This is a genomic window from Mesorhizobium escarrei (assembly GCF_935825525.1).
Taxonomy (GTDB): Bacteria; Pseudomonadota; Alphaproteobacteria; order Rhizobiales; family Rhizobiaceae; genus Mesorhizobium; species Mesorhizobium escarrei.
Window position 1 is genome coordinate 172,437 of sequence record NZ_CAKXZT010000121.1, and the last position, 26,612, is coordinate 199,048.

Sequence of the window (26,612 nt, forward strand, 5' to 3'; positions counted from 1 at the left end):
ACATGCGTGATTTCGCAAAGGATCACTCAGCCCTTGCCCTGAATACCGCGACTCTCGGCCATAATGTCGAAAGTCAAGGAGCGGGCTGGTCTCCGGAACGGGTAATCGATGCCTGTGCGGAACGCGGCTTTGGAGCTATAACCTTTTGGCGCCGCGAGATCGGGGGGAGAGCGGTCGAGATCGGCGAGCGCACAAGAGCCGCCGGGCTTTCCGTCAGCGGTCTGTGCCGTTCACCATTTCTGGTCGGTCCGCTCGCGCCACCGACCCGGCAAGCTGTTCTCGATGATTTTCACTCGTCGATTGACATGGCGGCCGGCCTGAAAGCAGCTTGTCTCACGATTTGCGTAGGCGGCGTGGTCGCAGGCACGCACAGTATGGCGGAGAGCCTGAAGCGGGTTGCGGAAATCATTGCGGAAGCCGCGCCTTACGCCGCGCAATCGAATGTGACGCTGGCTCTCGAGCCGCTAAATCCCGTCTATGGCGGAAACCGCTCCTGCCTGGTCACCGTACGTGACGCGGTCCATCTCTGTGAAACGATCGGCCATTCGGCGATCGCCATCGCTGTCGATGTCTATCATGTCTGGTGGGATCTCTCGCTTGGGGTGGAACTCAAGCGCGCCAGCGCGGTCCGGATCGCCGGATATCACCTATGCGACTGGCTCGCCGACACGCGCGACGTGCTTCTGGATCGCGGCATGATGGGCGATGGTGTGGCAGACCTGAAGGCTTTGCGCCGGGCTGTCGAGGAAGCCGGCTACACCGGTCCTTGCGAGGTGGAAGTTTTCTCTGTGAATAATTGGTGGAAGCGAGATCCCAACGATGTTTTGGACATCTGCGTCGAACGGTTCAAGGCAGTTTGTTGAGCAATCGAAAAATGCGTCGGCTTTGAAGAAGAGGCCGATCGTGAGAGGGGCGAGCTGAATAGCGATGGCGTCGAATCTGACACACAGCACCAGGTCCGCGGTGCAGCGATCGGTGTGCCGCCAAGACGTCACCAGAGAAGGTCGCCAAACACCTTCCCAGCTCACATTTTGGGCGAAAGTCCGAGGCGTGACCAGAGCCATGGTGTTTGAGGCCACTTTGGCTCTTAATTCGGAATGGCTGGCCGAAGATGACCTGTTCTTGGCTCGCTTGTCAGGACCATGCTGACGGCGCACGGTTCCGAAGAACTAGCGAAAGAGGTTTTTATGTATCAATCCTTCAACGGCTCGGCTCATCCGCTGGCACCCAAAGAAATCGCTATCGCCGCCGTCCCCAACGACGAGCGCGTCTGGGTGCCCCAGGCAGAGGGCGTGTGGTTCCGGCCGCTTATGCTCAACACATTGCAGGGGCAGTGGTGCAATCTGCTTCGCGTGCGTCGCGCCGGGATCCTGAGCCGCCACCTGCATCCGGCCCCCGTGCATGGCTATGTGATCAAGGGCCGCTGGCACTATCTCGAGCACGACTGGGTGGCAGAGACTGGATCCTACGTGTTCGAGCCGCCCGGCGAGATACACACGCTCACGGTGCCCGATGACGTAGCCGAGATGATCACCTTCTTCAACATCTCCGGCTGCATGGTTTACCTGGACAAGGACAACAAGCAGATTGGATTCGAAGACGTTTTTACAAAGATCGATATGTGCAGAAAGCACTATGCAAGCGTGGGTCTAGGTGAGGATTTCGTCGATCAATTCGTGCGATAGTTCCGGCGCAATCCCTCTTCTACGGCGGTGAGTTCGCGCTGTGCCACCGAGTTGAGAGCCGAGGAGAGTGTTCAGTGACTGAGTCCACATGGTCCACGCGCTTTTTCGCGGGCAAGAATGTTGTCATAACCGGCGGCACCACGGGAATCGGAAATGGTATTGCTTCGGCGTTCGCCGAGGCTGGAGCAACCGTCCACGCGACGGGTGCTACGGCTGCCGAGGTAGAGACCGCTCGCGGGTACGGGTCCGCCATCGTATACTCCGTCCTCGACGTGCGGGACACGGCGGCGGTCAATGAGTATGCCATTCAGTTCACATCCGTTGCAGCTCTCGTGAATTGCGCCGGGGTTAACCTGCGCGCCGCCGAGTTCACTGCCCAAGGCTTCGAAACGGTAGTTGACATCAATCTGACGGGCTCCATGCGCTGCGCTAGCGCATTCCGATCGGCGCTCTCCAACGGTGGTGCCATCCTGAACATCGCCTCGATGTTCGCGTTTTTCGGCGCGCCGCACGCTCCGGCCTACGCCGCCTCCAAGGGCGCGATCGTGCAACTCACCAAATCGCTCGCGATCGCCTATGCCGAGGCGGGCATCCGCGTGAATGCGTTGGCGCCTGGCTGGATCGAGACCGCCATGACCGCGGTGCCGCGTGCCGATCCTACTCGCAACGCCGAGCTAATGAAACGCACCCCGATGGGTCGTTGGGGGACGCCGGGCGACCTGACGGGCCCCGCGCTCTTTCTATGTTCGCCGCTCGCCGGCTTCGTTACCGGGGCGATTTTGCCCGTTGACGGCGGCTATCTCATTGCCTGAGTTCCCACCGCCCAAGACTTGCCAGAATTGGCATCGATCTGCGGGGACCGGGCGTTGCGGTCGTAAAACACCACACTGGACAATCGTAATTATTTGTGTGGAACGTGATGCAGCGTGATCTCGACCGGAAGTAAGCGTGCGCAAGAGGCCCCCCATCAAGGATATCGCCAAGGCCGCCGAATTGTCGACGACGGCGGTCTCCTATGCGTTGTCGGGAAAGGGACGACTCTCGGTGCAGATCCAGGAAACGGTAAGAAGAATCGCCGACGAGGTTGGGTTTATTCGGGACGACACGCTGCTCGCCTGAGGACCGGCCAGTCTAATCCTCTGGCCGCGATTGTACATGACATGTCCAACCCCTTCTTTGCCGAATTACTCAGCGATTGTGACGTCCGCCTATGAGGCCGGCTATCTGACAATCGTCGCGAACGCCAAGGACGACTCAATCCGGCGGCCTTGCCGATCTTGATGAACGATGGACCGATGCGCATCATTCTCCAATTCCGCAGCGTGCCTTAGCTGACCTTGCCACGGTAGCGGGCAAGGACTTCTTCTGGCGTCAGGTAGGCTGGGTCGACACGAGATCTCCTCAAGACGTTCAATTGTGCAGTGGGCTGTTGCACAATTTGATGCGCCTTAGGGAGAGCCCGAGCGGACCCGCGAGGGAGGCCGCATTGAATGCATCCCACAGGGTAGGCAGTTGGGAGAGGTAGGCTGTGCTATCTGGTGCCGTCACCGCAGACTTCTGGTCGTGACACGACGAAGAAGTGCTCAGGCGATGATGACCGCTTTGCACCTCATGCGTTTCAGCCATTCGAGGCGCCTTGCTTCGGCTTGCCTTTGATTGATGACTTGGTTCAAGCGCTGCCGCTTGGTGCCGATAAGCTCAGCGATCGTCTACCACGTGAGCGATACGTCGACCGCAGGGTGGCCGCGGCCTTTTGCGAACAGAAGCAGGCGAGTTGCCACTCGCGCCTAGTTCCAAGCTTGACCGCGTCGATCCGATAACGTTGCTCGTGCACGCGCTGCGCCTGCATAAGTACGTATCATTCGTCGCCAAATGCATGAGCGTCGTGTCCGTCAGCGCCCCCAGCAATCCATCGTGCAACCGGCGTTGTCGGGTGTCAGTTCTCCGATAGTGACCGCTCCGCCGCACGGATGCGATAGCGAGCCGCATGGATGCGATTGCCGCAGGTGCGACTATCGCAATACAGCCGCTTGCCATTGCGGGTGGTGTCAAAGAAGAGGCGGTTGCAGGCGTTCCCAGAGCAGGTACGCAGCCGCTGCCATTCGCCGATGATAATGAGCCGCGACAGGGCATAGGCGGTGACGCCCTTGAGGTGGTCGACATACGAGGCGTCCTCAAGGGTATAGTGGAAATGCGGCCGGGGATCCTCGGCATGCGTGACGATCTGCGGGATCGCGGACGCTGAGTAGAAAAGCTCGTTCAGCATTGTGAAACGCTGCCGGTTATCGGGCGCCTTCACGATGTCGTCGAGCCGGTCGCGCAGCTTGCGCATGGCGAGAATCTCGGCCTTCGAGCCATCGGGCTGGTAATAGACCCTGGCCTCGCCTCCCATAGCGCGAAGCGTGTCGGTGTCGTTGAGCCCCTCTTCGCCACCGCGAGCGGGAGAGGTGTTGATCAGCGCGACCGTCATTTCTGCGGAGGGCCGAACGTCAGGACCGAAAAGAAAGTCATTCATTGTCAGGTTGCTCCCAGCCGGCTGGCGGCATGTCAGGCAAGACATCGGCTAAATAGGTTGCTCAAGCCAAGCCATATGCCCGACCCGTGTCACGATGCGCGCGGCGGGCGGCGCTACCCCGACCGCGCGCTGCAATCGCGGTTTGCCTAAAAAAGCGCGTTTGCGCAAGGCGTCAGTATCAAATCTATTGACACTCCTTTTTTCAGAGTTATCAATTTCGCCACTGATTGGTGTTCTCCGGTGGTTGGCGGGCCAGCATCCAATCTGGTCGAAAGTGAGGGGGTAGGAGCAAATATACTTTTACTCATTATGGTATTTCTCTGACGTTCAACTCCAACTGATAGAGAAGGCGTAAATGATGTCCATAGTTTCCAAGGCCGCGCTTCGGCGCGCCATACCTGCCATTGCGTCCTTCGCGGTCGCGAGCATCGTCCTGCCGGGTCTTTGCGGCACCTCAGCCTTTGCGGCCGACACTGATGCGGTTCACATCGCTTCCACCGCACCCTTGACCGGATCGGCCGCCGCCTACGGAATTGAAACGATGAACGGCGTCCATCTCGCCGTCGAGGAAATCAACGCGGCGGGCGGCATCGGCGGCAAGCCTATCAAGCTCAGCGAATATGATGACCAGTGCGACCCGACGCCGGCGGCGACGGCGGCCAACCAGATCATCAGCGACAAGGCCGTCGTCGCGGTTGTGGGCAACGTCTGCAGTTCGGCGACGCTCGCGCAGATGCCGATCTTCGGGCGGGTGGGTATGCCGGTCCTCGCAGCGACGACGAGCTCGCCGGCGCTTTCGGCCAAGGGCTTCGAGAACTTCGCGCGCATTATCCCGAACGACGATATCCAGGGCGTGGCGAGCCTGGACCTCGGCACCAAGGTGCTGGGCTACAAGCGCATCGCCGTGCTTTATCCGAGCGACGACTATGGCCAAGCTCTTCTGGCGATTGCAAAGAGGGCCGCAACGGCTTCGGGCGCCGAGCTCGTCGCCGCCGAGACCTACATCACCGGCTCGACCAATGATTTCTCGTCGGTCCTCGCCAACATCGCGGCGGCAAATCCCGATGCGCTTTTCCTCGCCGGCTACTACGCCGACATGGGCGCCGCCGTGAGCCAGTCGGTCCGCGCCTTCGGCGACAAGCACATCGCGCTTCTCGCCAACGCCCAGACCCAGGTCCCCGAATATGTCTCTCTCGCCGGGGCTGCGGCCGAAGGCACCTGGGTCACCAATGTCTATGACATCAACAACCCGAGTGAGCAGAACAAGGCGTTCGTCGCGGCCTACACCAAGAAGTTCAATGCCGAGCCGGGCGTCCAGGCAGCAGCCGGCTACGACAACATCTATGTCCTGAAGCAGGCGATCGAAGAGAACAAAGGCTCGACCGAAAACCTCATGCCGGTCATTCGCGCGACCAAGCATGAGGGCGCGATGGGCACCATCAGCTTTGACAAGAACGGCGACAATATCGGCGGCTCGCTTGTCGTGCTGCGGCTGACCGGCGGCAAGTGGGTGTTCGACGACGAGAGCACCAAGAAGTTAAACGCCCACTGACAGCTGGCGCCGAACCCCGAGTATCGGCGTTCGGCTCGACACCCTCAATCCGTTCCCAATCCGCGTCTCGGCGACGCTACTCATCGCCGGTGACGATCAGGGCGCAATAGTCGGTGACGCAATAGAAGGTCAAAGGCAGATGCAGTTCTTCGCGACACAGTTGCTGAACGGGCTTACCGCGGGCGTCGTCTACGCGATGCTCGCCGTCGGCTACAGCCTGGTCTACGGGATCCTGCAGCAGATCAACTTCGCGCATGGCTATGTCTATATGTTCGGCACCTTCGTGACGGCGTCGTTGATCACGAGCGGCAGTCCGTTGTGGCTGGCGATCGCGGCAGGTCTGGTGGCGGGCGCGGTGATCGCGATCGTCATCGAGCGGTTTGCCTACCGCCCGGTGCGAGGCAACCGGTTGGCGCCTACGGTGACGGCCGTGGGCGTCGGCCTGATCATCGAGAATGTCGCGCAGCTGATCTGGACCTCAAGGATCCGGCCGATGCCGTTCCCGTTCCAGGCCGACATCATCCGGCTCGGGCCGGTGGTGCTGAGTCCCCTACAGATCCTGGTCGCCGCGGTCGGACTCGCCATGGCGGCCTTGCTGTGGGTCATCAGCACAAAGACCGATCTCGGCCGCGCCATGCGTGCGGTGAAGGACGATCTGGCGACGGCCGAGCTGATGGGCGTTCCGGTCGACCGGGTGGTGGTGACGGTCTATGTGCTCGGTGCCCTGTTCGGCGTCGTGGGAGGCATCCTCTATGGCGCCTACTACAACACGCTCTCGGTCACGATGGGGTTTTCAGGGACGCTCAACGCCTTTACCGCGACCGTCATCGGCGGGATCGGCAGCGTCTGGGGAGCCTTCGCGGGCGGCCTTTTTCTGGGCGTACTCCAGGCGATGGTCACCGGCTATGTAAGCTCGGCGCTCCTCAACACCGTTACCTTCACGCTTCTCATCGCCTTCCTTCTGTTCCGGCCGACCGGCATCGCCGGCGTCCAGGTCGCCTCGCGGCCATAAGATGGGGCTCGATGTGGTTTCCAAACCGATCACTGTGAAGGCGAGGTCCGACGCGTCAGCGTTGGCGCGCCTCAAGCCCTCGGGCCGCGCCCAGACGATGATGGTGTTGGGATGGCTGGTCGGGCTTGCCATCGTCGTGGCGATCCCGCTGCTCGACCTGCCGCCGATCTGGTCGGCGGCCGCGCTCCTGACGGTGATTTATGTGCCCGCGGCGGTTGGGCAAAACCTGATAATCGGCAATGCCGGCCTTTTGGCGATGGGGCAGGCCGCGTTTGTCGGTGTAGGCGCCTACACCTCGGCCGTGCTGGCCGTCCGCTACAATTTGGACGCGGCCGTGACGATCCCGGCGGCTATGCTCCTGTCGGGGTTAATCGGAGCGCTCGTCGGCTTTCCGGCGCTACGCATCAGCGGCGACTACCTCTTCATCGTGTCGCTCGGCTTCAACCTCATCGTGATCGACGTCATCCTGCAATGGGGGGATGTCACGGGCGGCGCGACCGGCCTGACGGGCGTACCGACGATGCATCTTTTCGGCGTCGACCTGGGCGTCGGAGCGCCCTTCTATCTGGTGGTCGTCAGCCTCGTCCTTCTGAGCCTCGTCATTACGCAGGCCATCGCCTCAAGTCGGTTTGGCCTTACGATGGAAGCGATCCGCGACGACGAGGTGGCCGCCAGATCCATCGGCATCGCGACCGCCGCGCCGAAGATCTACTTCTTTGCGATCGGCTCGGCGCTCGCAGGCCTTTCGGGTGCGCTGCTCGGCTACTACCTCGGCTATGTCGGCTCGCGTAGCTTCGATGTGACGGCAAGCCTCCTCATCTTCCAGATGGCGGTCATCGGCGGGCTTGGTCGGATCAGCGGCTCAATCGTCGGTGCTTGCATTATCATCCTGCTGCCCGAGCTGCTCAGGCCGCTTCAGGACTATCGGCTGCTCCTCGCCGGTCTTCTGATCGTTGTCCTGATGGCGACGCGGCCGCAGGGGATTCTTGGCAAGACCAAGATCACCAACCTGATCAAAAAATGACGGACACCGCGGAGACGCCGAAGATGGGAGACGCATTGTCCGTATCGAACCTGACGCTGTCGTATGGCGGCGTGAAAGCGCTCGCCGGCGTCAGCGTCGTGGTGCCGAGTGGCGAGATCATCGGGCTCATCGGTCCGAACGGCTCAGGAAAATCTTCCTTGATCAATGTGATCTCGGGCGCCTATCGGGGACCCTATCAGGGTGAGGTGTGCATCAATGGCACGGATGTACACGACATGCCCGCCCACCGCCGCGCGTCAGTTGGAATGTCTCGCATCTTCCAAGGCATCCGGCTGTTCGACACGCTGACGGTCGAGCAGAACATCCTGCTTGGCGGCCACGTCCACTATGCCACCGGCTACGTGGCCAGCATCCTGCGCACGCCGCGCGCGCGGCTGGAAATGGCCGAGCAGCGCGAACGGGCCAGGGCAGTCATGGCGCTTTTTGGCGACCGGCTTCTGCCGCGCGCCGATCAGCAGGTGCTGTCGCTCTCCTACGCCAACCGGCGTCGGGTCGAGATTTCCCGGGCGTTGATGACGGCGCCGGAACTCTTGCTGCTCGACGAACCCATGGCCGGCATGAACCCGCACGAGACGGAGGAACTCACCGAACAGCTGCGCGCGCTCAACCGTGCCCAGAAGATCTCGATGCTTCTCGTCGAGCACAAGATGTCGGTGATCGGCGACCTCTGCGCGAATGTCTACGTGCTGAGCAGCGGCACGGTTATCGCCCATGGACCCGTCGGCATGATCCAGCAGGACGAGAAAGTAGTGGAGGCATTCCTTGGCTGATTGCTCTACGCACCAGACGGCTGGTCAAAGCGGCACTCCGCTTCTGCAGCTGGACAATGTGAGCGTGAACTACGGCAAGTTCCGCGCACTGACTGATGTGAGCTATAAGATCTACCCTGGGCAGATCGTGGCGCTTCTTGGCGGCAACGCCTCGGGCAAATCCACGTCGATGAAGACGATCAGCGGCACCACGACCGTGACCGCGGGCGAGATCTTCTGGAAGGGCGAGTTGATCACCCGTGAACCGACGCCGGCGCGCATGGCGCGCGGCATCGGCGTCGTCCCGGAAGGACGGCGTATGTTCGCCTCTCTCACGGTGCTTGAAAATCTCCAGCTGGGCGCCTGGGCCGGCAGCAAAGGCAGCGCCACGAGCGACGACATCGCCGAGATGCTCGATCTCTTTCCGCCCCTGAAGAACCTGGTCAATCGCCCCTCGGGCGTCTTGTCGGGCGGCGAGCAGCAGATGGTGGCCTTTGCCCGCGCGCTGATCCGCCACCCCGAGCTCGTCATCATGGACGAGCCGTCGATGGGCCTCGCGCCTGCGCTGGTGAAGCGTGTCTTCGAGATCATCGAAGAAATCAAGAGCCGGAAGATCGCGGTCTTCATCGTCGAGCAGAACGCGCGCGCCGCCCTGCGTGTCGCCGACTACGCCTATGTTCTCGCGGCCGGGCAAGTCGTGCTCGAGGGCACGCCCGATGTGGTGGCGACCGCGCCGATGATGACCGAAGCATATCTTGGAAAGAGGAGCTGAACTTCATGTCAACGTCGCAGGGCCCGAAATGGGCGATCGTCACCGGTGCGGGCAGCGGAATGGGCCGCGCCTTCGCCGAGAAGTTCCTGGCCAAAGGGTGGGGCGTTCTCGCGATGGACCTTTCAGGCGAGGGCCTCGGTCGGCTTCACGAAGCCTACGCCGGTAGAGAGGCCAGTCTCATCGCGGCCACACTCGACGTTACCGACCGGGCTGCGATCGCCGACGCGATCGACAGGAGCGGCATCGGCGGTCAGCTTTCTGCGGCTGTGACGGCGGCGGGCATCTTTCCGCCGACGAACCTTCTGACCTTCACCGTGGATCACTTCGACCGCATCATGGGCGTGAACGTCCTGGGAACGCTCAACGTCGCGGCGGAGGCGATCCGCCACATGCGGGCTGCCGGCACCAGGGGCGCCATCGTCACCATCAGTTCGGCGGATGCCTTCACCGCCTCGACCCAGCAGCTCATCTACAGCGCCTCGAAGGCGGCGGTAGTGTCTCTAACGCGCGTGTTGGCTGCAACGGTCGCTGGCGACGACATCATCGTCAACGGCATCGCGCCCGGATGGGTGAATACACCGGGCAACGCGGCGACGGGACGAATGGTCGGGGCCGAGAAGCACATCCCGCTCGGTCGCGTCGCACAGCCCGAAGAAATCGCCGAATGGGTCTGGGCCCTCGCGAACCGTGAGGGGGTCAGTTTCGTCACCGGCGAGACGATCAAGGTCACTGGCGGCGAGTTGATGAGTTGAACGATGGCAGCCGCGTGCGGGCGGGTCTGGCAGGTCAGCCGGTCCAGGCTGAGAACAAAGGTAGGAAATCATGGTGCGCAAAGCGGCCCGTATCTGTGTGGTAGGTGCAGGAGTGTCGGGCCTCGTGGCGATCCGCGAGTTGGTCGCCGAAGGTCACGACGTGCAAGCCTTCGAGAAGACAGACGACGTCATCGGAATCTGGCGCAGCGTCTATGAGACGGTTCAACTGCTGACGTCCAGGCGCGCCACGTCCTTTAAAGGCTATCCGATGCCCGATGGGACGCCGCAATTCCCGACCGGGCAACAGTATCGCGACTACATCCGATGGTTTGCAAGGGAATCCGGCCTTCTTCGCCATATCCGCTTCAACACCGCCGTTGTCGCGGCGGTGCCGATCGAAGGAGGCACGCAGGGGTGGGATGTCACGCTATCGGACGGGACAACGGAGCGTTTCGACGCGCTCGTAGCCGCGCATGGCCATCTTTGGGCACCACGGATCCCTGAGGTCGAGGGCACGTTCGACGGGCCGATCCTCCATACCTCGCAATACCGTAACACAGGCGACATGGCCGGCAACACGGTGCTCGTCGTCGGCTCTGGCAACTCGGCCTGCGACATGGTCACGGACGCCATCGCCTCAGGCCGCGAGGCGCTCATGTCACTGCACCGCCCGACCTGGTTCGTACCGCAATCCTTTTTCGGCACGCCTCGCGGTGACCTGACCTTTCACGCCAACATGCCGGGAGCGGCGGGCGACGATTTCAACCACTTCATGGTGAAGGTCTCTGTCGGCGAGCCGAGGTCGTACGGCTTTCCCCAGCCGAGCGACGAGGACTGGACGGCTAGGCCGCCGACCTTCTCGACGCTCGTGCCCTACTGGGCCCAGCGCGGACGGGTTAAGGCTGTGCCGCAGATCGCGCGGTTCGAAGGACGCAAGGTTGTCTTCATCGACGGTACGTCGGCCGAAGTGGGCACCGTGATCTGGGCCACCGGCTATAAGGCCCCGGTCCCCTTCCTGTCGAAGGGGTGCCTGACCTATATCGGCGACTTCCCCGCTCGGAAGGTCGGCGGTCTCATCTCGGCGGATTTCGACAATTTCTATTTCTCCGGCATGTGCAGCCCGCGAGGCGGCGCTCCGCACAATTACGGCCGCGGCGCCGAGACGCTGGCAAAACTGGTTACGGCCCGTTTCCAGCTGGGCACGTCGCTGTCGACAACCGTGTTCGCCGACGAGGCTCCGTCGGGTCGTATGGACTGGTTGCTCGCACATTGGGTCGTGGAACTCGAGGCGGCCGAGGCGAAGCTGCGCGAGCATGCCAGCAATCTAGTCGCGTGTTAAAGCGACCTGTAGTATCTCCTCCCACTTTCAGGATGGTGGAGCCGAGAGGGCTCTAGCGTAGAATAGCGCGCACAAAGGCGGGTCTGCTTCGCGCCGCATGCACGATCGCCTGATTCTGAGATGGCGTGGTATTCATAGGCCTTGAGCGGGTACCTTCGCTCGCTCTCGAGTTCCAACGTGACAACCGCCGTGATGTCATTGCGACCGTATTCAAGGGCGTGGATAGCCTTCACTCAGCGCCTGCTCAGGGTGGTGCCGATGACTGATAGCAAAAGATCGGATGAGGCCACAGCTGTCGCTGTCTCGCCGTTGACCTGGAAGGCAACGGACGGCCCAAGTTAAGGAGGCTCGGAAGCGCGTCTCTGCTTCGAGCTAGGCCGTCGTTTTCCTAGAAATATGTTATAGATTACAGATAGTTAACACGAAAAACGTGCGTTTGTCCGACAGGAAAAACTTGTAACTGCACAACATCATTGACTTGTGATAGCACTGCATTATATACTTGTAATCGCGCGACATCAAAAACTTGCAAAGACTCGGATATGGCCGCTCCTCACGAGAAACTCGCTGACTCACTAGACACCCTCAAAAAGCTGCAAAGCGGGGGGCGCCGCGTGTTTCGTTCAGCAGAGATAAGGCGGGCGCACCGTGAGCGCCTCCTTCAAAATGGCTTCCTGCGCGAGGTCATCAAAGGATGGCTCGTCTCCACAGGCCCCCAGGAGGGAGACACCACCCCTTGGTACGCCTCGTTCTGGGAGTTTTGCGCTCTCTATTGCCGCGAACGGTTCGGCAATGAGTGGCACTTCTCGCCCGAGCAATCGCTCCTGCTTCATGCGGAAGCGACGGCCATTCCTCCGCAGGTCATCGTCTACAGCCCCAAAGGCGCGAATAACAACCTGCAGCTTCTCTTTGGAACGTCGCTTTACGACCTTCGGCAAAAGCAAATGCCGTCGGCCGAGGACCTCGTCGAAAAAGACGGGCTACGCCTCTTTGCGTCCGACGCTGCGCTCGTGAGAGTGCCCGAAGCGTTTTTCCAGCGCTCGCCGATTGAAGCGCAAGTCGCGCTCGCCGCTGTCAGAGATGTTTCCGGCATTCTCGGCCGTTTGCTAGATGGCGGCCATTCAGCCATTGCCGGACGCCTTGCCGGCGCATTCCGGCGTGCCGGACGGCCCACGTTCGCCGGCGAAATCACTAAGACCATGAAAGGCGCAGGCTATGACGTGCGCGAGGCCGATCCTTTCATGCCGCAGGAGCGCGTACCAGCGATCGCCGCTGGCGCACCGCCGATCGTCGGCCGCCTGCAGGCGATCTGGGAAAACACACGGCAGGCCGTCATTGAGACGTTTCCGGCGGCACCCGGCCTCCCGGAGGACAGAGATGCCTACCTGAAATTTGTCGACGACATATACCAGAGCGATGCCTATCACTCGCTCTCAATCGAGGGATACAGCGTTACCCCGGACCTCATAGACCGCGTCAGGCAGGGCAACTGGAATCCGGTTGTGAATGACGAGGACCGCAAGAACCGCGACGCCCTTGCCGCGCGCGGCTACTGGCAGGCTTTTCAACAGGTAAAAGAATCTGTCGCTTCCATCATCGGCGGTGCGCCGCCCGGTGCGCTCGTCCGCGAAGGTCATCGCGGCTGGTACCGCGAACTGTTCCAGCCCTCCGTCGCCGCCGGCATCCTCCGCGCGGGCGCGCTCGCCGGCTATCGCAATCATCCAGTTTATCTGCGAGGCTCCCGCCATGTACCTCCTCGGTGGGAGGTCGTGCCGGAGGGAATGACAGCGCTCTTTGATTTATTGGAGCAGGAGCCGGAGGCGTCCGTCCGCGGTGTGCTGGGCCACTGGCTCGTCGGATACATCCATCCTTATCCCGATGGCAACGGCCGCATGGCCCGCTTCCTCATGAATGCCATGCTGGCTTCAGGCGGCTATCCGTGGACCGTGGTCCGGGTGGATGACCGGGCACGCTATCTGGCGGTGCTGGAAAGCGCGAGCGTGGAAATGGACGTTCGCCCGTTCGCCACGTTCCTGGCAGAACGCGTCGGATGGTCGATGGAGAAGGCTGCATGATCCGCGCGCGGCTTGGCAAATGCGGCGCTGTCGAACGGAGCGGAGGCTGAATACACCTGCTCGCCGCCGTTCGAATCTTTGGACGAGGCGCTAGAAGCGTATCCGTCAGTCAATGGCAGTTTTGGTCATTTGCTGCTTTTGCAGAAAGAGGCAGACCACGGCACTCTCTGCCAGGCCTTGCGTCCATATTTCGAGTCCGCACACCTTGATGCGCGGCAGGAGTTCCACTCCGATATCGGGATCGATCTTCATCCCGATGCCGGGGATGAGGATATTCATCAGCGAACCTAGGCGAACGGCTCTATGCAGGATTTCTCAGCGGTGATTTCGATGGTGTTCTTCGCACGGTGGCTCGCTTCTGGAGAGACAATCTCGACATAGCAGATCGTAATGCGCTAGGACGCCTTTTGAACGGCGAAGGCGAAGACAAGGTCACTTGGTTTTTCACCGTTGAATTGGTGCGCGTGTTGGGCGCGCTTGCGGACGCATTGCGCCGCGGAGACGATCCGAGATTCACTCGCACGATGGCAAAGCTTGCCGGGCTCGACAGCCTTGCCCTCCGGACATTCAACGATGATGCGCTATGTTGGTTACGCTTCTGCACCAAGTGGCAAGGTTTTCGGCCAATAGTTTGCGGGATCTTTGCCCTGAGCCGCTCTGGTGACGTCATTCTAGGACGAAGTTGAAACAGGCATGCGGCCGCCAGAAGCCCGCAAGCACTCGATCACGCGCTCGGTCCAACTCGCAAGTTGCTGCCGCCGGGTAATGCTCGAAATGAATGGTCCGGGCGGTTCGAGAAACGTCACCCATCGGCCTCCTCACCGCGCGAACTGCGTAGCGGATTAAGGATCTCGTTCCCCTCGAAATCCCGTTCATTGTCGGCGACGACAACGCAGCCATTGGCTTCGGCCACCGCGGCGATGATTGTGTCGAGGCCGCTGCGGGGACGTCCCTTCGCCTTACCGTCCGCCATCATCCTAGCCCAGACGAGACCAGCGGTTTCGTCGAAGGGGAGCACACGCCCGGCAAACAAGGTTTGCGGACCTTGCGGGCCGGAAAACCAGGCATCGAGTTGATCGCGCCGTTTGCCTGCCGGCTTCTCGAGCACCCCTCTGCGGATTTCGGCAAGGGTCAGGGACGCAATGAAGAGATCCTCGTCGGATTGTTCAGCCATCCAGGCGACGAGAGACGGCGAAGGGGCAGGTTTCGTGAAATTGCTGATGATGTTGGTGTCGAGAAGATAGCGCATCAAATGTCGACCTTACGTCCTTCCTCGTGGGGACGGGTAAGGTCGAGTTCGGAGCCGATCAGCGGCGATGCGAGCAATGCCTTGAGGATGCCGCCCTTCTTTGCTCGCTCACCCGAGATCGTCTGGCTAACGGCGTTGCGGAGCCGGTCGGCGTCAGCGCCCCCCTCGGCCAAGCGCCGGGCAACCGAGCGAATCAGTTCACGGTCGGTGTCGCGGCCGATCACCTCGAAACGCACCATCCCGCGTTCAGTCAGGCGGACACGATAGTTGTCGATAGCGCGTCGTTGAGGACTCTTGCTCATAGGGGCCTCCGGAGGTATAACCGGTAATATAACCAGAACGCCCAGAATCTACAAGGCCGCTAGGGGTGAGGGCGGATCCGCCTTTGTCGAGGACCACCCAAGCTGCCAATCGACGCCTCGAATACTACGCCAGAATGCGATTGGACCGAAGAGTGCACGTATCTGGACTACGCGGTAATCCCGACCACGTCCCCTCGGTTATGATCTCGGCAGTCCACCCGGGCGTATATCCACCTGGCGGATTACGGAGATTGGGGCCACATCGTCACCAGCCGCGAAACATCAAAGCCCCTGCGTCGTGGATCGAAGAGGGGCACGGGGGTCCTCGCGCGAGCCAGTTATCGGATCACCCGCTCAGAAATTTTTACCAAACATTCCGCCCCCTTTTTCACACGAAATCGTAAGTTGATTTTTTCCGGGAAAGTGCAACAAATGATTACGTGGGGTAGTGACCGAGGAACCCTCGGGTGAACGTTAAGACGACCAACGGGCGCACAGTCGAGGACCTTGTTATGGAGGTCATCGAGGCAGCCCCATACGGCGGAATCGTCTCCGTTAAGGCCACCATAGCAGCGGTGCGCGAAGATGGCCCCCATTGGGAAGTGACCGACTGTGATCTGATCGAGTTTATCGTGGAAGCGGCTCCGGCATTTGGGCATGCGGTAGCCTTCGACCAACGCGAATGATCCTCTAATGGCTCCCGGTTGATCAGCCAAAGTCCTTCGCGCTCAGAAATTTCTACCAAACATTACTGACCCCTAAAGGAACGATTCCGTAACCCGCGAGTTGCGGCTGGGCGGGGTTGGGACATGCAGACATGGCAAAGCGTGATAAGGCCGGGCATAACACCCTTGCCGACGCCGTTCGGGAGCTGATCGGTACCGAGGACAATCGTCGTCACGTAAACAAGCTGTTCGGGCTGACCGTCGAACCAGAACTGACGCCAACCCTCGCTTCATTGCTTGAGGCGATCGGTAAGGCCAGTCGGGACGAAACCCCCTAGCTGGCGCTCCCGGCCGAACCAAGGCGCGAACGTCATGCCGTCCACCTCGATACGCAAAACGGAATACGATCCGGAACGCAAAACCCTCTCTGTGTGGTTCGTGGCCAGCGGTAAATGCTACCAGTTCGAGGACGTGCCGCCGGAGACCTTCGCCGAGTTCCGCGCCGCCTTCGCCAAGGGCCGCTTCTTCAACGACCACATCCGCAATCACTTCCGGTACCGTCTGGTTGGGACCGGTCACGATCCTGGATGACCTAATCCGTGCGAACGACGGTTCACTTATCCATCGAGGTTCAACGGCTCATGGTCGGGGAGATAATGATGCAGCACCTCACCAAGGTTCCGCTTGTCGAACGCCTGGCCACAAATGGGGCAGAACTCGAAATGCTCTGCTTCGTCCTTCGCAGGCGGCCCGTGGCGCTTGCCCTTGATCCCGGTTGCGGGGTTGTTGGTTCTATCCCGGCTCACGTTGGTCTCTACCGTGCATACTCTGATAGGGGACGGCCCGACAGCCACTTGGGGGGCGACTATCGGGCCGCCGGGCCTAGCCAGCGGGGGGGGCGTTTCGTTTCGCCGGCTGGGGCGAATTATATGCCGCTTCATGCATCATTGCTAATTTAGTAAAATGGTCATGGTCCGTTCCCCTAGCCATCAAATCGGATGAGCCTAGACTCGAACCTGTGCGTAAACGAGTGACTGCCGGTGCTGGCCGGCTAGAGTTCATTCCTCCGATGATGCCGACCTTGGTGGCCAAGCCGCCCCACGGAGACGGGTGGACTCACGAGGTCAAAATTCGACGGCTACCGCTCTCAAATCCTCATCGACAACGAGGAGGTTCGCATCTTCACCAAGCGGGGTCTTGATTGGACAGCCAAGTATCGCGACCTGGCCGAGACAGCCAAGGGGCTGAATGTTCAGAACGTGATCGTCGATGGCGAAGTGATCGTTCTCAACAAGGAGGGCCATTCGGAATTTGCCGAGCTGCGGAAGGCGATCACCCAACGCCAGCACGATCTCTATTTCGTCGCGCTCGACTTGCTGCACCTGAACGGCCACGACCTGCGGGACATGCAACTGGAGGATAGGCGGGAAATTCTCGGCAGCCTAATTGAGGCCCGGCAGCCGCATCCAATTCAGCGAGGCACTGCCCGGCGAGGCAGACGCGATCTATCATCTCCTCGATAAGGCCGGCCTGGAGGGGATGGTGTCGAAGCGTTCGGACTCCAAATACCGCAGTGGCCCGACGACCAATTGGCTGAAGACCAAGTGCTTCACAGTCGGAGAGTTTGAGCTGCTTGGCGTCGAGCGTGAGAAGGGCAAGCCGGCATTCGCCCTCCTAGCTGAACCTGGCACCGGGAAATACGCTGGCAGCGCCTTCGTCAGCGTCAATCGCGAGATGCGGGAACGCCTCTGGAACCGCGTCCAGGAACATGCCGGGCCGGCGCCTAAGGACATGAAGAAACGGCCAGCGACGCAGTGGGTCAAACCGGGGATCAAGGCTCGCGTGAAGCACCTTAGGGGAGAGGAAGACCTTCGGCACGCGTCGCTGCAGGATTTCTGGGAAGACGATTGATTCTTTCACCCAGCGCGCCTGCTACGCTGACCAGACGGACTAGGAACAATGTCACCGTTCGGCAGTTCTCCTTTACCACAAAGGAGATTTGAAATGTCTGAGTCGCGAGAATGGCTGGTCCAATGGCTTCGGGACGCTCATGCCATGGAAGAACAGGCCGAAACGATCTTGAACGGACAGCTAAGCCGCATTGAGAACTATCCCGAACTCACCGACCGAATGCGGCTGCACCTTGATGAAACGAGGCAGCAGGCTGCTCGGCTGAAAGCCTGTCTCGATCGGATGGATGAGGGTTCATCCACGATGAAGGATGCTGCCGGCAAGTTGGTTGCTATGGCGCAATCGTTGAGCGGCATCTTCGCCGGCGACGAGGTAATGAAGGGATCGCTCGCGAGCTACACGTTCGAACACATGGAAATCGCTTCCTACACGATCCTCATTGCCGCCGCTGAATCGCTAGGGGAAACCGAGGTCGTGCGGGCTTGCGAAGAGAACCTGCGAGAGGAGGTCTCGATGGCGGAATGGTTGAAAGACCATCTTCCCTCGACAACCGAGCAGTTCCTCGCGAGGGCCGACACGGAAAGCGATAGCGCTAAGCGCTAATCTGCTGCACCTCTCCAAGCGGTGTTGCGCGTCGGACGCGGCAGCTTGTCACTCCATGTCCGGGACGTCGCCGCCAACAAACAGCGTCGTCGGCTCGCGGTATTCGCCCAGCGACGGGTTAGCTTCGCGCGACCACGCAATGACGCCAGCATGTTTCGCCGCCAGACCCTTGGCGGTTCTTATCGGCCGGTCTTCGGTCTGCTGCTCGGCTGGCCCAAAGACAGGCTGAAGGTCGCCGCTCTCGTCGCGGTCGAAGGCGGTGACCACGATGAGCTTAGGGATCTTCTGCTGTGGGAGGATGTTCTCAGACACGTTGGTTGCCTTTCCGCTGGGCGGGGAGTTCGGCAGCAGGCACGGGAAGTCGCTCCGGTTCACTGGGATAAATCGCAGTAGCACCGATCAAAGGCACCATCGACAGTTCCCGCTTTGGAGCTTTCTGTTCGCCCTTTAGGTCTGCGATTTCCTCGTCACGCCTTGCTATTCGGCTTTCCAGATTGGCGATACGCTCGGTCAGCAAGTAGCGGCCGACTAGGAAGCCCCCGCCTCCGAAGAGAACTGCAAACGTCGCAAAGACGGCTGGGTTCGCCAGCACCAGCGTCGAGTTGGCTTTCAGAAAGGCGATAAGGTCATGCATCGGGCAACATCGTCCTCGCGTGAGCGCCCACGGCTGTCACCCCAGGACTGGCGGCGTGTCATCGTAGCTGACATGCACCAAGCCCGGATGCCGGTGCGCGAGAGCGACGATCTGGGTCTCAAGCTCGCAGTTGTATGCCATGAGCGCCTTCACCGTCTCAAGCGGGCTGTCATAGCGAGCGATTAGCTTCTCCGCCTGAGAGTGCAGTTCCGCCTTGGCCTCGGGGTCCAGGTGCATAATGCCCATTGTGGTGCCTCCTATCGCGTTGCCCGGCGCGGTGCCGAGAGTGCATAAAGCCGTTCCGGAAGGTGCCCGTTAGGGACGATCATTTCCTTGAGCGCCTTCATCGCGTCGCCCTTGTAGACGGCAACGAACCTGTCGGCCGTGTCCTGTAAAGTCGGCCTCTTGGCGGCTGTCCAGCGTCACAATGCGATCCGTGGCAGTGCCTCCAAACGTTTCAGGCACAGTGAACAAAATAGGAACAAAACTGTCAAGAGAGAATTGACCAGAGGAGGAATGCGTTCCTATTTTGGGTCATGCCTGACACTGGTGGAAGACGTAAGCGCGGCAGCGAATGGAAGCTCAGCAATGCCCACGAGGTCGGGCAGCTTGTGCGCGTTCAATGCGGGCTCTGCAATGTCAAACGCTGGTATCAGCCAGGGGACCTGAAGGAGATCTTCGGGGACATTGAGGCCGAACTGGTGGGGAGCAAAATGAGTTGCGAACGCTGTGGAAAGCACGAGTTCATGCATGTCGAAACGCAGAACCCATCGGCACGGGAACGGCAGGGCATTCGGGTTAGGCGGCTTGCGGAAATCAGGACGGTACGGCGTGTTGTCTGGAGGGACGACGAATGAGGAGGGCGTTTATCAAATGGGTGTTGCCGACGCTTGCGGCGAGCCTGCGGAGCAACCCGAACCCTTCGACTGCACTCGTCATCTTGGTCATCCCGGGGGTGTTCAAACTGCAACCACCGTTTGCAGTGTCAGCAAGTTCTTTCAGGAATTAGGCTTCAGCAGCAACGCCGTTGAGCTGGAGCGCCGCCTACGCGATCTCATCGGGCTACATGAGGACGCCGAGTTTTCACCTCCAGTGCAGATAAGCGAAATCGATGCGGCAACCGCCATCATCGCCGAGAAGATCACCAGCGGAAACTGCGCATCGACATAGCGCTGCCACTGGAACGTCGCCCGGCCCTCCGACGAGGTTATCAGGAACGCCAGCATGAACGTAAAGATATACGCAGCCTTCTGGTCCGCGATCTTTATCTGATCGTAAAAGACATCGTTGATCTTTTTCAGATGATCAAGGTAATCTTTTCCCCTCACCGAGCCGACCTCCTGGCTGCCAACAACCGCCAGCTTTTTTCGTTGAAGCAGCCATTCTTTTTTTCGCCTGTTTTCCGATGCTGTGTGTCCGGGCAGCAACGTTTGCCGTATTCGGCGATCTGCTGCAACGGAGTATTTGGCAGTTCGATGAATGAACCGTCATAAAGCCGTTCGAAGAGGGGGCGCTTCAGAACTGCGATGCGGGGGCCGGTAAGTTTTTCGCTGTTGTTGACGGCGCTCGTCGGCATCCAGCCGGCGGCGGCCGATGTCGTGCCGCGCAACCAGCCGGCGGCCGGGTCGGTCATTGCCCGCAAATCGGGCGAGGAAGTGCGCTTCCTAGAATTCGCCTCTTGGCAGGTGGTCGATCTCAGGCAGGACGTCGTCCCCGGTGACTATCTGCGCACCAACGCCACCGGCAGCCTAGCAGTGCTGTTCGCCGACCGCACCCAGATGCGGCTTGGCCGCAATACGACGCTCCTGGTCAAAAAGATCGGCGCGGCGTCCGACACCGAGTTCAAGCTGGAGAGCGGCACCATCTGGGCGCGAGCAGAGCGCGGCGGCGAAGGGCTGACCATCGACACGCCCGCCGCCGCCGCCGCCATCCGCGGCACCGACTGGACGATGACGGTCGACGGCAACGGCCGCACCTCGCTGATCGTGCTGGAAGGCACGGTAGAACTCGCCAACGAATTCGGCTCTGTCAGCGTCGCCGAAGGCGAAGCCGCGGCGGCCACCATCGGCTCGGCGCCGACGAAGGTCGTCATCGTCGATTCGGACGACCGCGAGCAGATGCTGTTCTACTACTCCTTGCGCGACGCTTTCACCGTCCTGCCAGCATCGGCATTGTCGAGTCTGGACATGCGCAAGGCGCGCGCCAGGATAAAGACGATGGAGCCGTCGTCCCGATCCGCCGAGGACTGGGTGACATTGGCCGAGGTTAATCTTGACTTTGAAGGGCGGGAAGCGGCGCGCGACGCGGCCCGGCAGGCGCGACAATTCCCGCTGACCCACGCGCAGAAAGCCCGGCTCGATCTGATCGACGCGTTGATCGCCGGCGCCGAACAGCGCTATGCCGAGGCGGCGCATCTGTTCGAACGCGCGGCGCCGCATCTCGATCCCGGCCGGCGTGTCATGGCGCGCTATGGCGGCTACTATGCGCGCTCGCTGGCTGACCCCAGCCATGTCGAAGCTCCGCCGGTTAATGGGGATGCCGGCGTCGCCGCGGCCATCGCCGAGGCTCTGACGGCCGGATTTCTGGTCGACCTCAAAGCTGCAATTGCCGTTCTCGAAAGAGCCGAACGGCGCTATCCCGGTGATCCGACGCTGCCCGCCCTCAGGGCACAAATTGCGTTCCTGCTCGACGACCGCGAACAGGTGGAAGCGGCAATCGATCGCGCTTTGTCGCTCGACCCGGATAATATGATCGCGCTCCAAGCACGCGCCGGTTATCGGGCCGGAATCAAGAGCGATCTTGAAGGCGCGCTTGCCGACCTCGAGCGCGCGGTGGAGCTGGCGCCCGGCTCGGCGAGCTGGAACGCTCTCGGCCTCGTTCAGAGCGTGCGCGGCGCCACTCGCGAGGCGGAGGCGGCGCTGAAGCGCGCTATCGAACTCGACCCGAAAGATCCTGTCCCCCACGCCAACCTCGCCATCATCTATCTCGAGCAGGACCGCACGGCCGAAGCGAAGGCCGAAATCGACACGGCGCTCGCAGTCGATCCGGCGTTCGACATCGGGCTGGTTGCGCGCGGCCGCTACTATCTGCAGACCGGCGAACTGGACAAAGCGCGTGACGACCTGCTCGCCGGCACGACCGCCAATCCGGCCTATTCCAATGGATTGCTGCTGCTTGCCGTCGCCTATTACGAAGCCGGCGAGCTGGAACCCGCCGAACAGGCTATCGAAAACGCCGATCGCCTTGATCCGAACGATCCGGTGATTTCATCCTTCCGCACGGCGGTTGCAATCGACGAGTACGAAGCCGACAAGGCGATCGCCAGCGCACAGGAAGCGCTGAAGCGCACCAGAGCGCGCGGCGGCGACTATGCCGCGCTCAGCGCCAATCGCGACACCGGCTCGACGTTGAACGACGCGTTCCGGCTACTCAATCTCAACGCCTGGGGCCGCTACTACGGCGACGCGGTTTTCGATCCCTTCACCGGCTCCGGCTATGTCGACCAGGCGCTTGCCGGTAGCATAAATCCCTTCGTCAACAATCTGCGTTTCGGCGACGTGCCGACGGAACCGGGCACTAATACAACCAGCTTCTCATCGTTTTTCCAAGGCTTGATGCTCGACCCGCAAATGCTGGCCGGCCGCCAGAGGAGCGCCAACATCCTCCGGCGACCTTTCATCGAAACCACCGTCGGCGGGGGTTTTGTCGCCGACGACGGCGATCTGGGTTGGAACAGCGAAATCGAAACCCAAGGGTATCAAGCAGCTCCCTTTCCCTGGAGCTTCTACGGCAGGATCTACGGTTTGGAGACCGACACGCGTCGCGGCGATGATCCAGCGACCGGCCAGTTCGATCTCGAGGACCGGTCGATCACCGGCACAGGCTACATGGCCATGAAGCCGACGCCGAATGACCGGGTGGTGGCGTATATCGATGTCAAGGATTTCGAGTTCGACCTAAGCACAGTGCTGGACCCTACCGTTCTGCCGCTAGGAGGAACGTATGCCGACACCGGCGACACCCGAACCGGCAACGCCGGGGTCGCCTGGAGCCATACATTTGGTTACCAGAACGTTGCCAGCGCGGCGCTGTTTGCGACCGACATTACGGATCGAAGCAACAGAACCCGCTTGGAGGAAATCGGCTTCGGGGAAACAGGATTCATTCTGGAGAGTGAGACCAGCCAGCAATCCTATCTCGCCGCATTCAATCACATCTACGGAACCGGTGACTTGACTCTCCGATACGGAGGTGAGGGCGGACTATTGGAAGTCTCAAAAGACGAAACGTTTTCTTTCGTGTTTCCTTTTATCCCGGACACAATCATATCCGAATCCACTACGGCAGTCGATGTCGCCATTGGGCGCGTCTATTTCGACGCCGTCTACGAGTTCAACCCCAATCTCAAAGTGGAGGGAGCCCTATTCGGCACTTATCTCGACGGTGGCACGATTGATGAACAACGCCTGGAGCCTCGGCTCGGTGTCGCCTGGACGCCTTTCGAAGGCCACTACCTACGCGCCGGGTTCCTGCGCGAAAGCTCGTTCATAACGTCGGCGACCTTGGCGCCGGTCGGAATACTCGGCCTGCAATCCAATCAGAATTCTCTAGCTGTCGACGGCTTTTCGGACACGTTTGCCGCGCGCTGGGACGCCGAGTGGAACAGCCGCCTTTTTACGGCCGTCGATTACCAGCATCAGGAATTCGAGACACTTTCGATCGGCGTTCCGGCTTCCGCCACCACAATCGATCTCAGCGAGGGCCGGCTCGACCGGATCAGCGCCACGGCCAACGTCTGGATCGGCAACGGCTTCGGCGCGTTCGCGACCTTTGCCTACGCCGATTCAGAGAACGAAGATCCGACAAGTCCAGGCTTCGGCGGCCCGCTGCCCTTTGTCCCCGAAACGTCCGCGCGGTTTGGCCTGACCTGGGTTCACCCGTCCAACATCAAGGTCACGCTGGCCGAAACCTATGTCGGCTCACGCACCGGCGATGCGGCGGGGACTGAGCTCGAATCCTACTGGTCGACGGATGCCTTCCTGACCTGGGAACCTTTCGACAAACGATTTGAACTCGAAATTGCCGCGTACAATCTGTTCGACGAGGATTTTCAGGTCGCATCGTTCACCCCCGGCTGGGGCCGCAGCATCGTCGGTTCGCTGAAGGTCCGGTTCTGATGTTTGCAGGCGGGCCGTGGTGGAAGGGCCTTGGCGCTTCCGCGCCCGGAACCCCCTCCCGCCGCAACGGCATTCTTGCGATCGCGGTCCTCGCCGTGCTGCTGGTTGCTGGTCTGTCCCTGCTCACGCCATGGAAGCTCGTCGAGGCGCGCGCTTTCGATTATCTCTCGACCATTTCGCCGCCGCCCCCGCCCGATGACGGGCCGGTCATTGTCGCCATCGACGAGCCCTCGCTTGCCGAGATCGGCCTGCAATGGCCATGGCCGCGCGATCTTCACGGGCGGCTCGTCGAGGCTCTGCGCCGCGCTGGAGCGAAAGCCGTCGGGCTCGACATCATCTTTGCCGAGCCGTCGACGGCGGCCGCGGACGAAGCGTTGGTCAAGAGCCTTGGCCCGGACGTGGTTCTGGCCGGCGACGAGACGTTCATCGAGACCGAGCAGGCCGCCCAGCATGTCCGGGTCGAGCCGCTGGCCATTTTCACCGCGACGGGCGCCGCAACCGGCATCGCCTCAATCGCGCCCGACGGCGACGGCATCCTGCGGCGCGTGCCGGGCTATGGCGACGGCTTTGCGGCAGAGCTTCTGAACGCCGCCGGCCGGCCGGCCACTGTACCGCGAAACGCGCTGCTGCAGGCCTTCGGCCCGTCTCGCACATATCCGGCCGTCTCCTACTATCAGGCGCTCGATCCCGACAGTTTTCTGCCGGAGAATTTTTTCCGCGGCCGCATCGTCATGGTCGGGCTCAGCCTGCAGAACGCGCCGACGCTGTCGCAAGGCGGCGCCGACGTCCACGCCTCGCCGTTCACCATCCGCACCGGCAGGCTCGTTTCCGGCGTCGAGATCCAGGCGACGGTCTTCGACAATCTGGCGCATCAGCTGTTCATCGCGCGCCCCCCGGCATGGGCGGCAATTCTCTCGATCCTGCTTGGCGCGGGCATTGGCGTTCTTGCCGTCTGGAAGTCGACCGGATGGAAGACCCTGGCCGGCGCTGTGGTTGCCGTGCTGGCGCTCCTCGCCGGCAGCTATATGGCACTGCGCTACGGCCGTGTCTTCGTCGCGCCGCTGGCGCCAGCGCTTGCCTTTACTCTTGTCGCAAGCGCGCAGGCGGCGCGCGATTTCGCGGCGGAGCGGAAGCTTAGGCGCGGCATAACGCGCGCCTTCTCGCAATATCTGTCGCCGGCCCTGGTGGAACGCCTGGCGCGCGACCCGACGCAGCTTCGGCTTGGCGGCGAGGTCCGCACGCTGACCATTCTCTTTTGCGACATTCGCGGCTTCACCACCATCGCGGAGGCGATGAAGGCCGATCCCGAGCGGCTGACAACGCTGGTCAACCGGCTGCTGACGCCGCTTTCCGACGTCGTGATGGCGCATGGCGGCACCATCGACAAATATATCGGCGACTGCCTGATGGCGTTCTGGAACGCGCCGCTGGACGATCCAGACCACGCCATCCATGCGGTGGAGGCCAGCCTCGAAATGCTCGCCGCGCTAGATCGGCTGAACGCGCAATTGCAGGCGGAAGCCGAAACGCGCGGCGAAACGCCGATAGCGCTGCGCATCGGCATCGGCGTCAACACCGGGCAATGCGTCGTCGGCAATGTCGGATCGGAGCAGCGCTTCGACTATTCGGCGCTCGGCGACGCGGTCAATCTGGCATCGCGGCTGGAGGGCGCCTCGAAGGATCTCGGCGTTCCGCTGGCGATCGGCCGGGCGACCGCCGAACTGGTGTCAGACAGGATTCCGCTGACCCCGCTGCGCGAGATCACCGTAAAGGGGCGCGGCGAGTCTACCATGGTCTATGCCCCCGCGGCGGTAAGCGCACCGGTTTCGACAGCCGCAAGTTAGGCGGTTGTCCGTTCGCGTTCGAACAGGATTGTCGGCGACCCCTTGTAGCTCGTTCTGGTTATCTCGCGATAACCGCATTGATGCCTACTCGAACCTCGGTCCATGTGATCGGTCGTCGAGGCACCGCTACGATTGATAGTTCGAGCGACTCAGGCTCCTAGTTACTCCCGCCTATCAAAGCTGGGCAGCAGATTGCCGCGCCAAGATGTTTCGCACATTCGAGACCTGCCATTGGCCGTTGCGCACTGTTCGAACGCCACGGTTGTTCAGGGCGATGGCCAGGCCACGCAGGCTGGTGATGCCCGACTGCTGGATGGAGGATCGTTCTAGCGCGCCTAGTGCAGATTGAGGCGCAAAGCGGGTGATCGCAGAGATCTGGTTCTGACCGAGTAGCTGCCATTCCATCAACGCATCTGAATGGACCGCTTCTGGCGCAAGATGCTCGTTCGTGCTGGTCAGAACGGGCGACCGCTCACCACCCTCTGGCGACGATGCCGCCGTGCAGCGGCATTGACTGGTTCGGGTCAAGAGCTTGAATATGAGAAATGCGCTAGCTGTGACGGCGGTGGTCACCGTGGCTCGAGTGTCAGCAGATGTGGTTAGGTTGAGTGTCGGCGAGTAGCAGAGGTCCAGCAACAATGACTTTGAGGCGAACCAGAGCTTACGGCGCATCCGGCTTGGTTCTAGCGGTTTGCAGTGTGTTTGCTTGGCAGAACGCCACTGCTGCTCCC

The 26,612-nt window shown here is 61.2% G+C and carries 29 protein-coding genes and 2 pseudogenes; 22 read left to right on the plus strand and 9 right to left on the minus strand.

Features of this window, described 5'->3' with window-relative positions; all coding sequences use genetic code 11:
- The first annotated feature begins 2 nt into the window (after positions 1–2).
- The 4 genes from NMG80_RS13590 to NMG80_RS13605 all read left to right on the plus strand — a co-directional run bounded on the left by NMG80_RS13590 (position 3) and on the right by NMG80_RS13605 (position 2,804).
- The gene (locus tag NMG80_RS13590) at positions 3–863 is read left to right on the plus strand and encodes a sugar phosphate isomerase/epimerase family protein (RefSeq protein WP_254018567.1); all 861 of its coding nucleotides are present in this window, start codon (positions 3–5) and stop codon (positions 861–863) included.
- Positions 864–1,187: 324 nt separating this feature from the next.
- The gene (locus NMG80_RS13595; protein ID WP_254018608.1) at positions 1,188–1,685 is read left to right on the plus strand and encodes a 2,4'-dihydroxyacetophenone dioxygenase family protein; all 498 of its coding nucleotides are present in this window, start codon (positions 1,188–1,190) and stop codon (positions 1,683–1,685) included.
- 74 nt (positions 1,686–1,759) lie between these two features.
- Positions 1,760–2,497 (plus strand): SDR family NAD(P)-dependent oxidoreductase, encoded by a 738-nt coding sequence (locus NMG80_RS13600; protein WP_254018568.1) that lies wholly within the window; start codon positions 1,760–1,762, stop codon positions 2,495–2,497.
- A 136-nt stretch (positions 2,498–2,633) separates the two neighbouring features.
- Positions 2,634–2,804, plus strand: coding sequence for a LacI family DNA-binding transcriptional regulator (locus tag NMG80_RS13605; protein WP_254018569.1), 171 nt, complete (start codon positions 2,634–2,636; stop codon positions 2,802–2,804).
- Between the two features lie 817 nt (positions 2,805–3,621).
- On the opposite strand, the gene NMG80_RS13610 is transcribed toward NMG80_RS13605, so the two are convergent.
- Complete coding sequence (locus tag NMG80_RS13610) at positions 3,622–4,155, minus strand: CGNR zinc finger domain-containing protein (RefSeq protein WP_254018570.1); 534 nt, start codon at positions 4,153–4,155, stop codon at positions 3,622–3,624.
- Between the two features lie 400 nt (positions 4,156–4,555).
- On the opposite strand from NMG80_RS13610, the gene NMG80_RS13615 reads away from it, so the two are divergent.
- From NMG80_RS13615 to NMG80_RS13660, 10 genes are all read left to right on the plus strand, one after another.
- Positions 4,556–5,752: an ABC transporter substrate-binding protein gene (locus tag NMG80_RS13615; RefSeq protein WP_254018571.1), complete on the plus strand. Its 1,197-nt coding sequence runs from the start codon at positions 4,556–4,558 to the stop codon at positions 5,750–5,752.
- Between the two features lie 139 nt (positions 5,753–5,891).
- Positions 5,892–6,764 carry a branched-chain amino acid ABC transporter permease gene (locus NMG80_RS13620; protein ID WP_254018572.1) on the plus strand — a complete coding sequence of 291 codons (873 nt, stop codon included), beginning with the start codon at positions 5,892–5,894 and terminating at the stop codon, positions 6,762–6,764.
- Between the two features lie 13 nt (positions 6,765–6,777).
- Positions 6,778–7,788: a branched-chain amino acid ABC transporter permease gene (locus tag NMG80_RS13625; RefSeq protein ID WP_254018573.1), complete on the plus strand. Its 1,011-nt coding sequence runs from the start codon at positions 6,778–6,780 to the stop codon at positions 7,786–7,788.
- The gene (locus NMG80_RS13630) at positions 7,785–8,579 is read left to right on the plus strand and encodes an ABC transporter ATP-binding protein (RefSeq protein ID WP_254018574.1); all 795 of its coding nucleotides are present in this window, start codon (positions 7,785–7,787) and stop codon (positions 8,577–8,579) included. Before NMG80_RS13625 ends, NMG80_RS13630 begins: the two co-directional genes overlap by 4 nt.
- A 64-nt stretch (positions 8,580–8,643) precedes the next feature.
- Positions 8,644–9,330, plus strand: a complete 687-nt coding sequence (locus NMG80_RS13635; RefSeq protein ID WP_254018575.1) for an ABC transporter ATP-binding protein — start codon at positions 8,644–8,646, stop codon at positions 9,328–9,330.
- Between the two features lie 5 nt (positions 9,331–9,335).
- On the plus strand, positions 9,336–10,082 hold the full coding sequence (locus tag NMG80_RS13640; RefSeq protein WP_254018576.1) for an SDR family NAD(P)-dependent oxidoreductase: 747 nt from the start codon (positions 9,336–9,338) through the stop codon (positions 10,080–10,082).
- A gap of 70 nt (positions 10,083–10,152) precedes the next feature.
- The gene (locus NMG80_RS13645; protein WP_254018577.1) at positions 10,153–11,421 is read left to right on the plus strand and encodes a flavin-containing monooxygenase; all 1,269 of its coding nucleotides are present in this window, start codon (positions 10,153–10,155) and stop codon (positions 11,419–11,421) included.
- Positions 11,422–11,963: 542 nt separating this feature from the next.
- Positions 11,964–13,496: a Fic family protein gene (locus NMG80_RS13650; RefSeq protein ID WP_254018578.1), complete on the plus strand. Its 1,533-nt coding sequence runs from the start codon at positions 11,964–11,966 to the stop codon at positions 13,494–13,496.
- A 12-nt stretch (positions 13,497–13,508) separates the two neighbouring features.
- A complete protein-coding gene (locus NMG80_RS13655; protein ID WP_254018579.1) occupies positions 13,509–13,787 on the plus strand; it encodes a hypothetical protein in 279 nt (92 codons plus the stop codon).
- Positions 13,788–13,903: 116 nt separating this feature from the next.
- Complete coding sequence (locus tag NMG80_RS13660) at positions 13,904–14,182, plus strand: hypothetical protein (RefSeq protein WP_254018580.1); 279 nt, start codon at positions 13,904–13,906, stop codon at positions 14,180–14,182.
- A 116-nt stretch (positions 14,183–14,298) separates the two neighbouring features.
- Here the strand turns inward: NMG80_RS13660 and NMG80_RS13665 are convergent, their stop codons facing one another.
- Together NMG80_RS13665 and NMG80_RS13670 are read right to left on the minus strand one after the other, a co-directional pair.
- Complete coding sequence (locus NMG80_RS13665; RefSeq protein ID WP_254018581.1) at positions 14,299–14,745, minus strand: type II toxin-antitoxin system VapC family toxin; 447 nt, start codon at positions 14,743–14,745, stop codon at positions 14,299–14,301.
- Complete coding sequence (locus tag NMG80_RS13670; protein WP_254018436.1) at positions 14,745–15,047, minus strand: hypothetical protein; 303 nt, start codon at positions 15,045–15,047, stop codon at positions 14,745–14,747. The genes NMG80_RS13665 and NMG80_RS13670 overlap by 1 nt, the downstream gene beginning before the upstream one ends.
- Before the next feature lie 512 nt (positions 15,048–15,559).
- On the opposite strand from NMG80_RS13670, the gene NMG80_RS13675 reads away from it, so the two are divergent.
- The 3 genes from NMG80_RS13675 (at position 15,560) to NMG80_RS13685 (ending at position 16,303) form a co-directional block, all read left to right on the plus strand.
- Positions 15,560–15,733 (plus strand): hypothetical protein, encoded by a 174-nt coding sequence (locus NMG80_RS13675; protein ID WP_254018582.1) that lies wholly within the window; start codon positions 15,560–15,562, stop codon positions 15,731–15,733.
- A gap of 131 nt (positions 15,734–15,864) precedes the next feature.
- Positions 15,865–16,050 (plus strand): hypothetical protein, encoded by a 186-nt coding sequence (locus tag NMG80_RS13680; protein WP_254018583.1) that lies wholly within the window; start codon positions 15,865–15,867, stop codon positions 16,048–16,050.
- Positions 16,051–16,084: 34 nt separating this feature from the next.
- Entirely contained in the window at positions 16,085–16,303 is a 219-nt protein-coding gene (locus tag NMG80_RS13685; protein WP_254018584.1) for a KTSC domain-containing protein, read from the plus strand.
- 26 nt (positions 16,304–16,329) lie between these two features.
- Here the strand turns inward: NMG80_RS13685 and NMG80_RS13690 are convergent, their stop codons facing one another.
- Positions 16,330–16,518 carry a hypothetical protein gene (locus NMG80_RS13690; RefSeq protein ID WP_254018585.1) on the minus strand — a complete coding sequence of 63 codons (189 nt, stop codon included), beginning with the start codon at positions 16,516–16,518 and terminating at the stop codon, positions 16,330–16,332.
- Positions 16,519–16,890: 372 nt separating this feature from the next.
- Here NMG80_RS13690 and NMG80_RS37835 point away from each other — a divergent pair, with 372 nt between their 5' ends.
- The 3 genes from NMG80_RS37835 to NMG80_RS13700 all read left to right on the plus strand — a co-directional run bounded on the left by NMG80_RS37835 (position 16,891) and on the right by NMG80_RS13700 (position 18,226).
- Positions 16,891–17,235: an ATP-dependent DNA ligase gene (locus tag NMG80_RS37835; RefSeq protein ID WP_436798614.1), complete on the plus strand. Its 345-nt coding sequence runs from the start codon at positions 16,891–16,893 to the stop codon at positions 17,233–17,235.
- Positions 17,159–17,623: a hypothetical protein gene (locus tag NMG80_RS37840; RefSeq protein ID WP_436798612.1), complete on the plus strand. Its 465-nt coding sequence runs from the start codon at positions 17,159–17,161 to the stop codon at positions 17,621–17,623. The genes NMG80_RS37835 and NMG80_RS37840 overlap by 77 nt, the downstream gene beginning before the upstream one ends.
- A gap of 93 nt (positions 17,624–17,716) precedes the next feature.
- Entirely contained in the window at positions 17,717–18,226 is a 510-nt protein-coding gene (locus NMG80_RS13700; protein WP_254018609.1) for a ferritin-like domain-containing protein, read from the plus strand.
- A 48-nt stretch (positions 18,227–18,274) separates the two neighbouring features.
- On the opposite strand, the gene NMG80_RS13705 is transcribed toward NMG80_RS13700, so the two are convergent.
- From NMG80_RS13705 to NMG80_RS13720, 4 genes and pseudogenes are all read right to left on the minus strand, one after another.
- Positions 18,275–18,538, minus strand: coding sequence for a hypothetical protein (locus NMG80_RS13705; protein ID WP_254018586.1), 264 nt, complete (start codon positions 18,536–18,538; stop codon positions 18,275–18,277).
- On the minus strand, positions 18,531–18,860 hold the full coding sequence (locus tag NMG80_RS13710; RefSeq protein ID WP_254018587.1) for a hypothetical protein: 330 nt from the start codon (positions 18,858–18,860) through the stop codon (positions 18,531–18,533). Before NMG80_RS13710 ends, NMG80_RS13705 begins: the two co-directional genes overlap by 8 nt.
- Positions 18,861–18,896: 36 nt before the next feature.
- On the minus strand, positions 18,897–19,106 hold the full coding sequence (locus NMG80_RS13715) for a hypothetical protein (protein ID WP_254018588.1): 210 nt from the start codon (positions 19,104–19,106) through the stop codon (positions 18,897–18,899).
- An 851-nt stretch (positions 19,107–19,957) separates the two neighbouring features.
- A pseudogene (locus NMG80_RS13720) lies at positions 19,958–20,221 on the minus strand (hypothetical protein); the annotation flags it as partial.
- A 165-nt stretch (positions 20,222–20,386) separates the two neighbouring features.
- Here NMG80_RS13720 and NMG80_RS13725 point away from each other — a divergent pair.
- Positions 20,387–24,037 (plus strand): tetratricopeptide repeat protein, encoded by a 3,651-nt coding sequence (locus tag NMG80_RS13725; protein ID WP_254018589.1) that lies wholly within the window; start codon positions 20,387–20,389, stop codon positions 24,035–24,037.
- Entirely contained in the window at positions 24,037–25,881 is a 1,845-nt protein-coding gene (locus NMG80_RS13730; protein ID WP_301943357.1) for a CHASE2 domain-containing protein, read from the plus strand. Before NMG80_RS13725 ends, NMG80_RS13730 begins: the two co-directional genes overlap by 1 nt.
- A gap of 174 nt (positions 25,882–26,055) precedes the next feature.
- Here NMG80_RS13730 and NMG80_RS13735 read toward each other — a convergent pair.
- A pseudogene (locus tag NMG80_RS13735) lies at positions 26,056–26,612 on the minus strand (hypothetical protein); the annotation flags it as partial.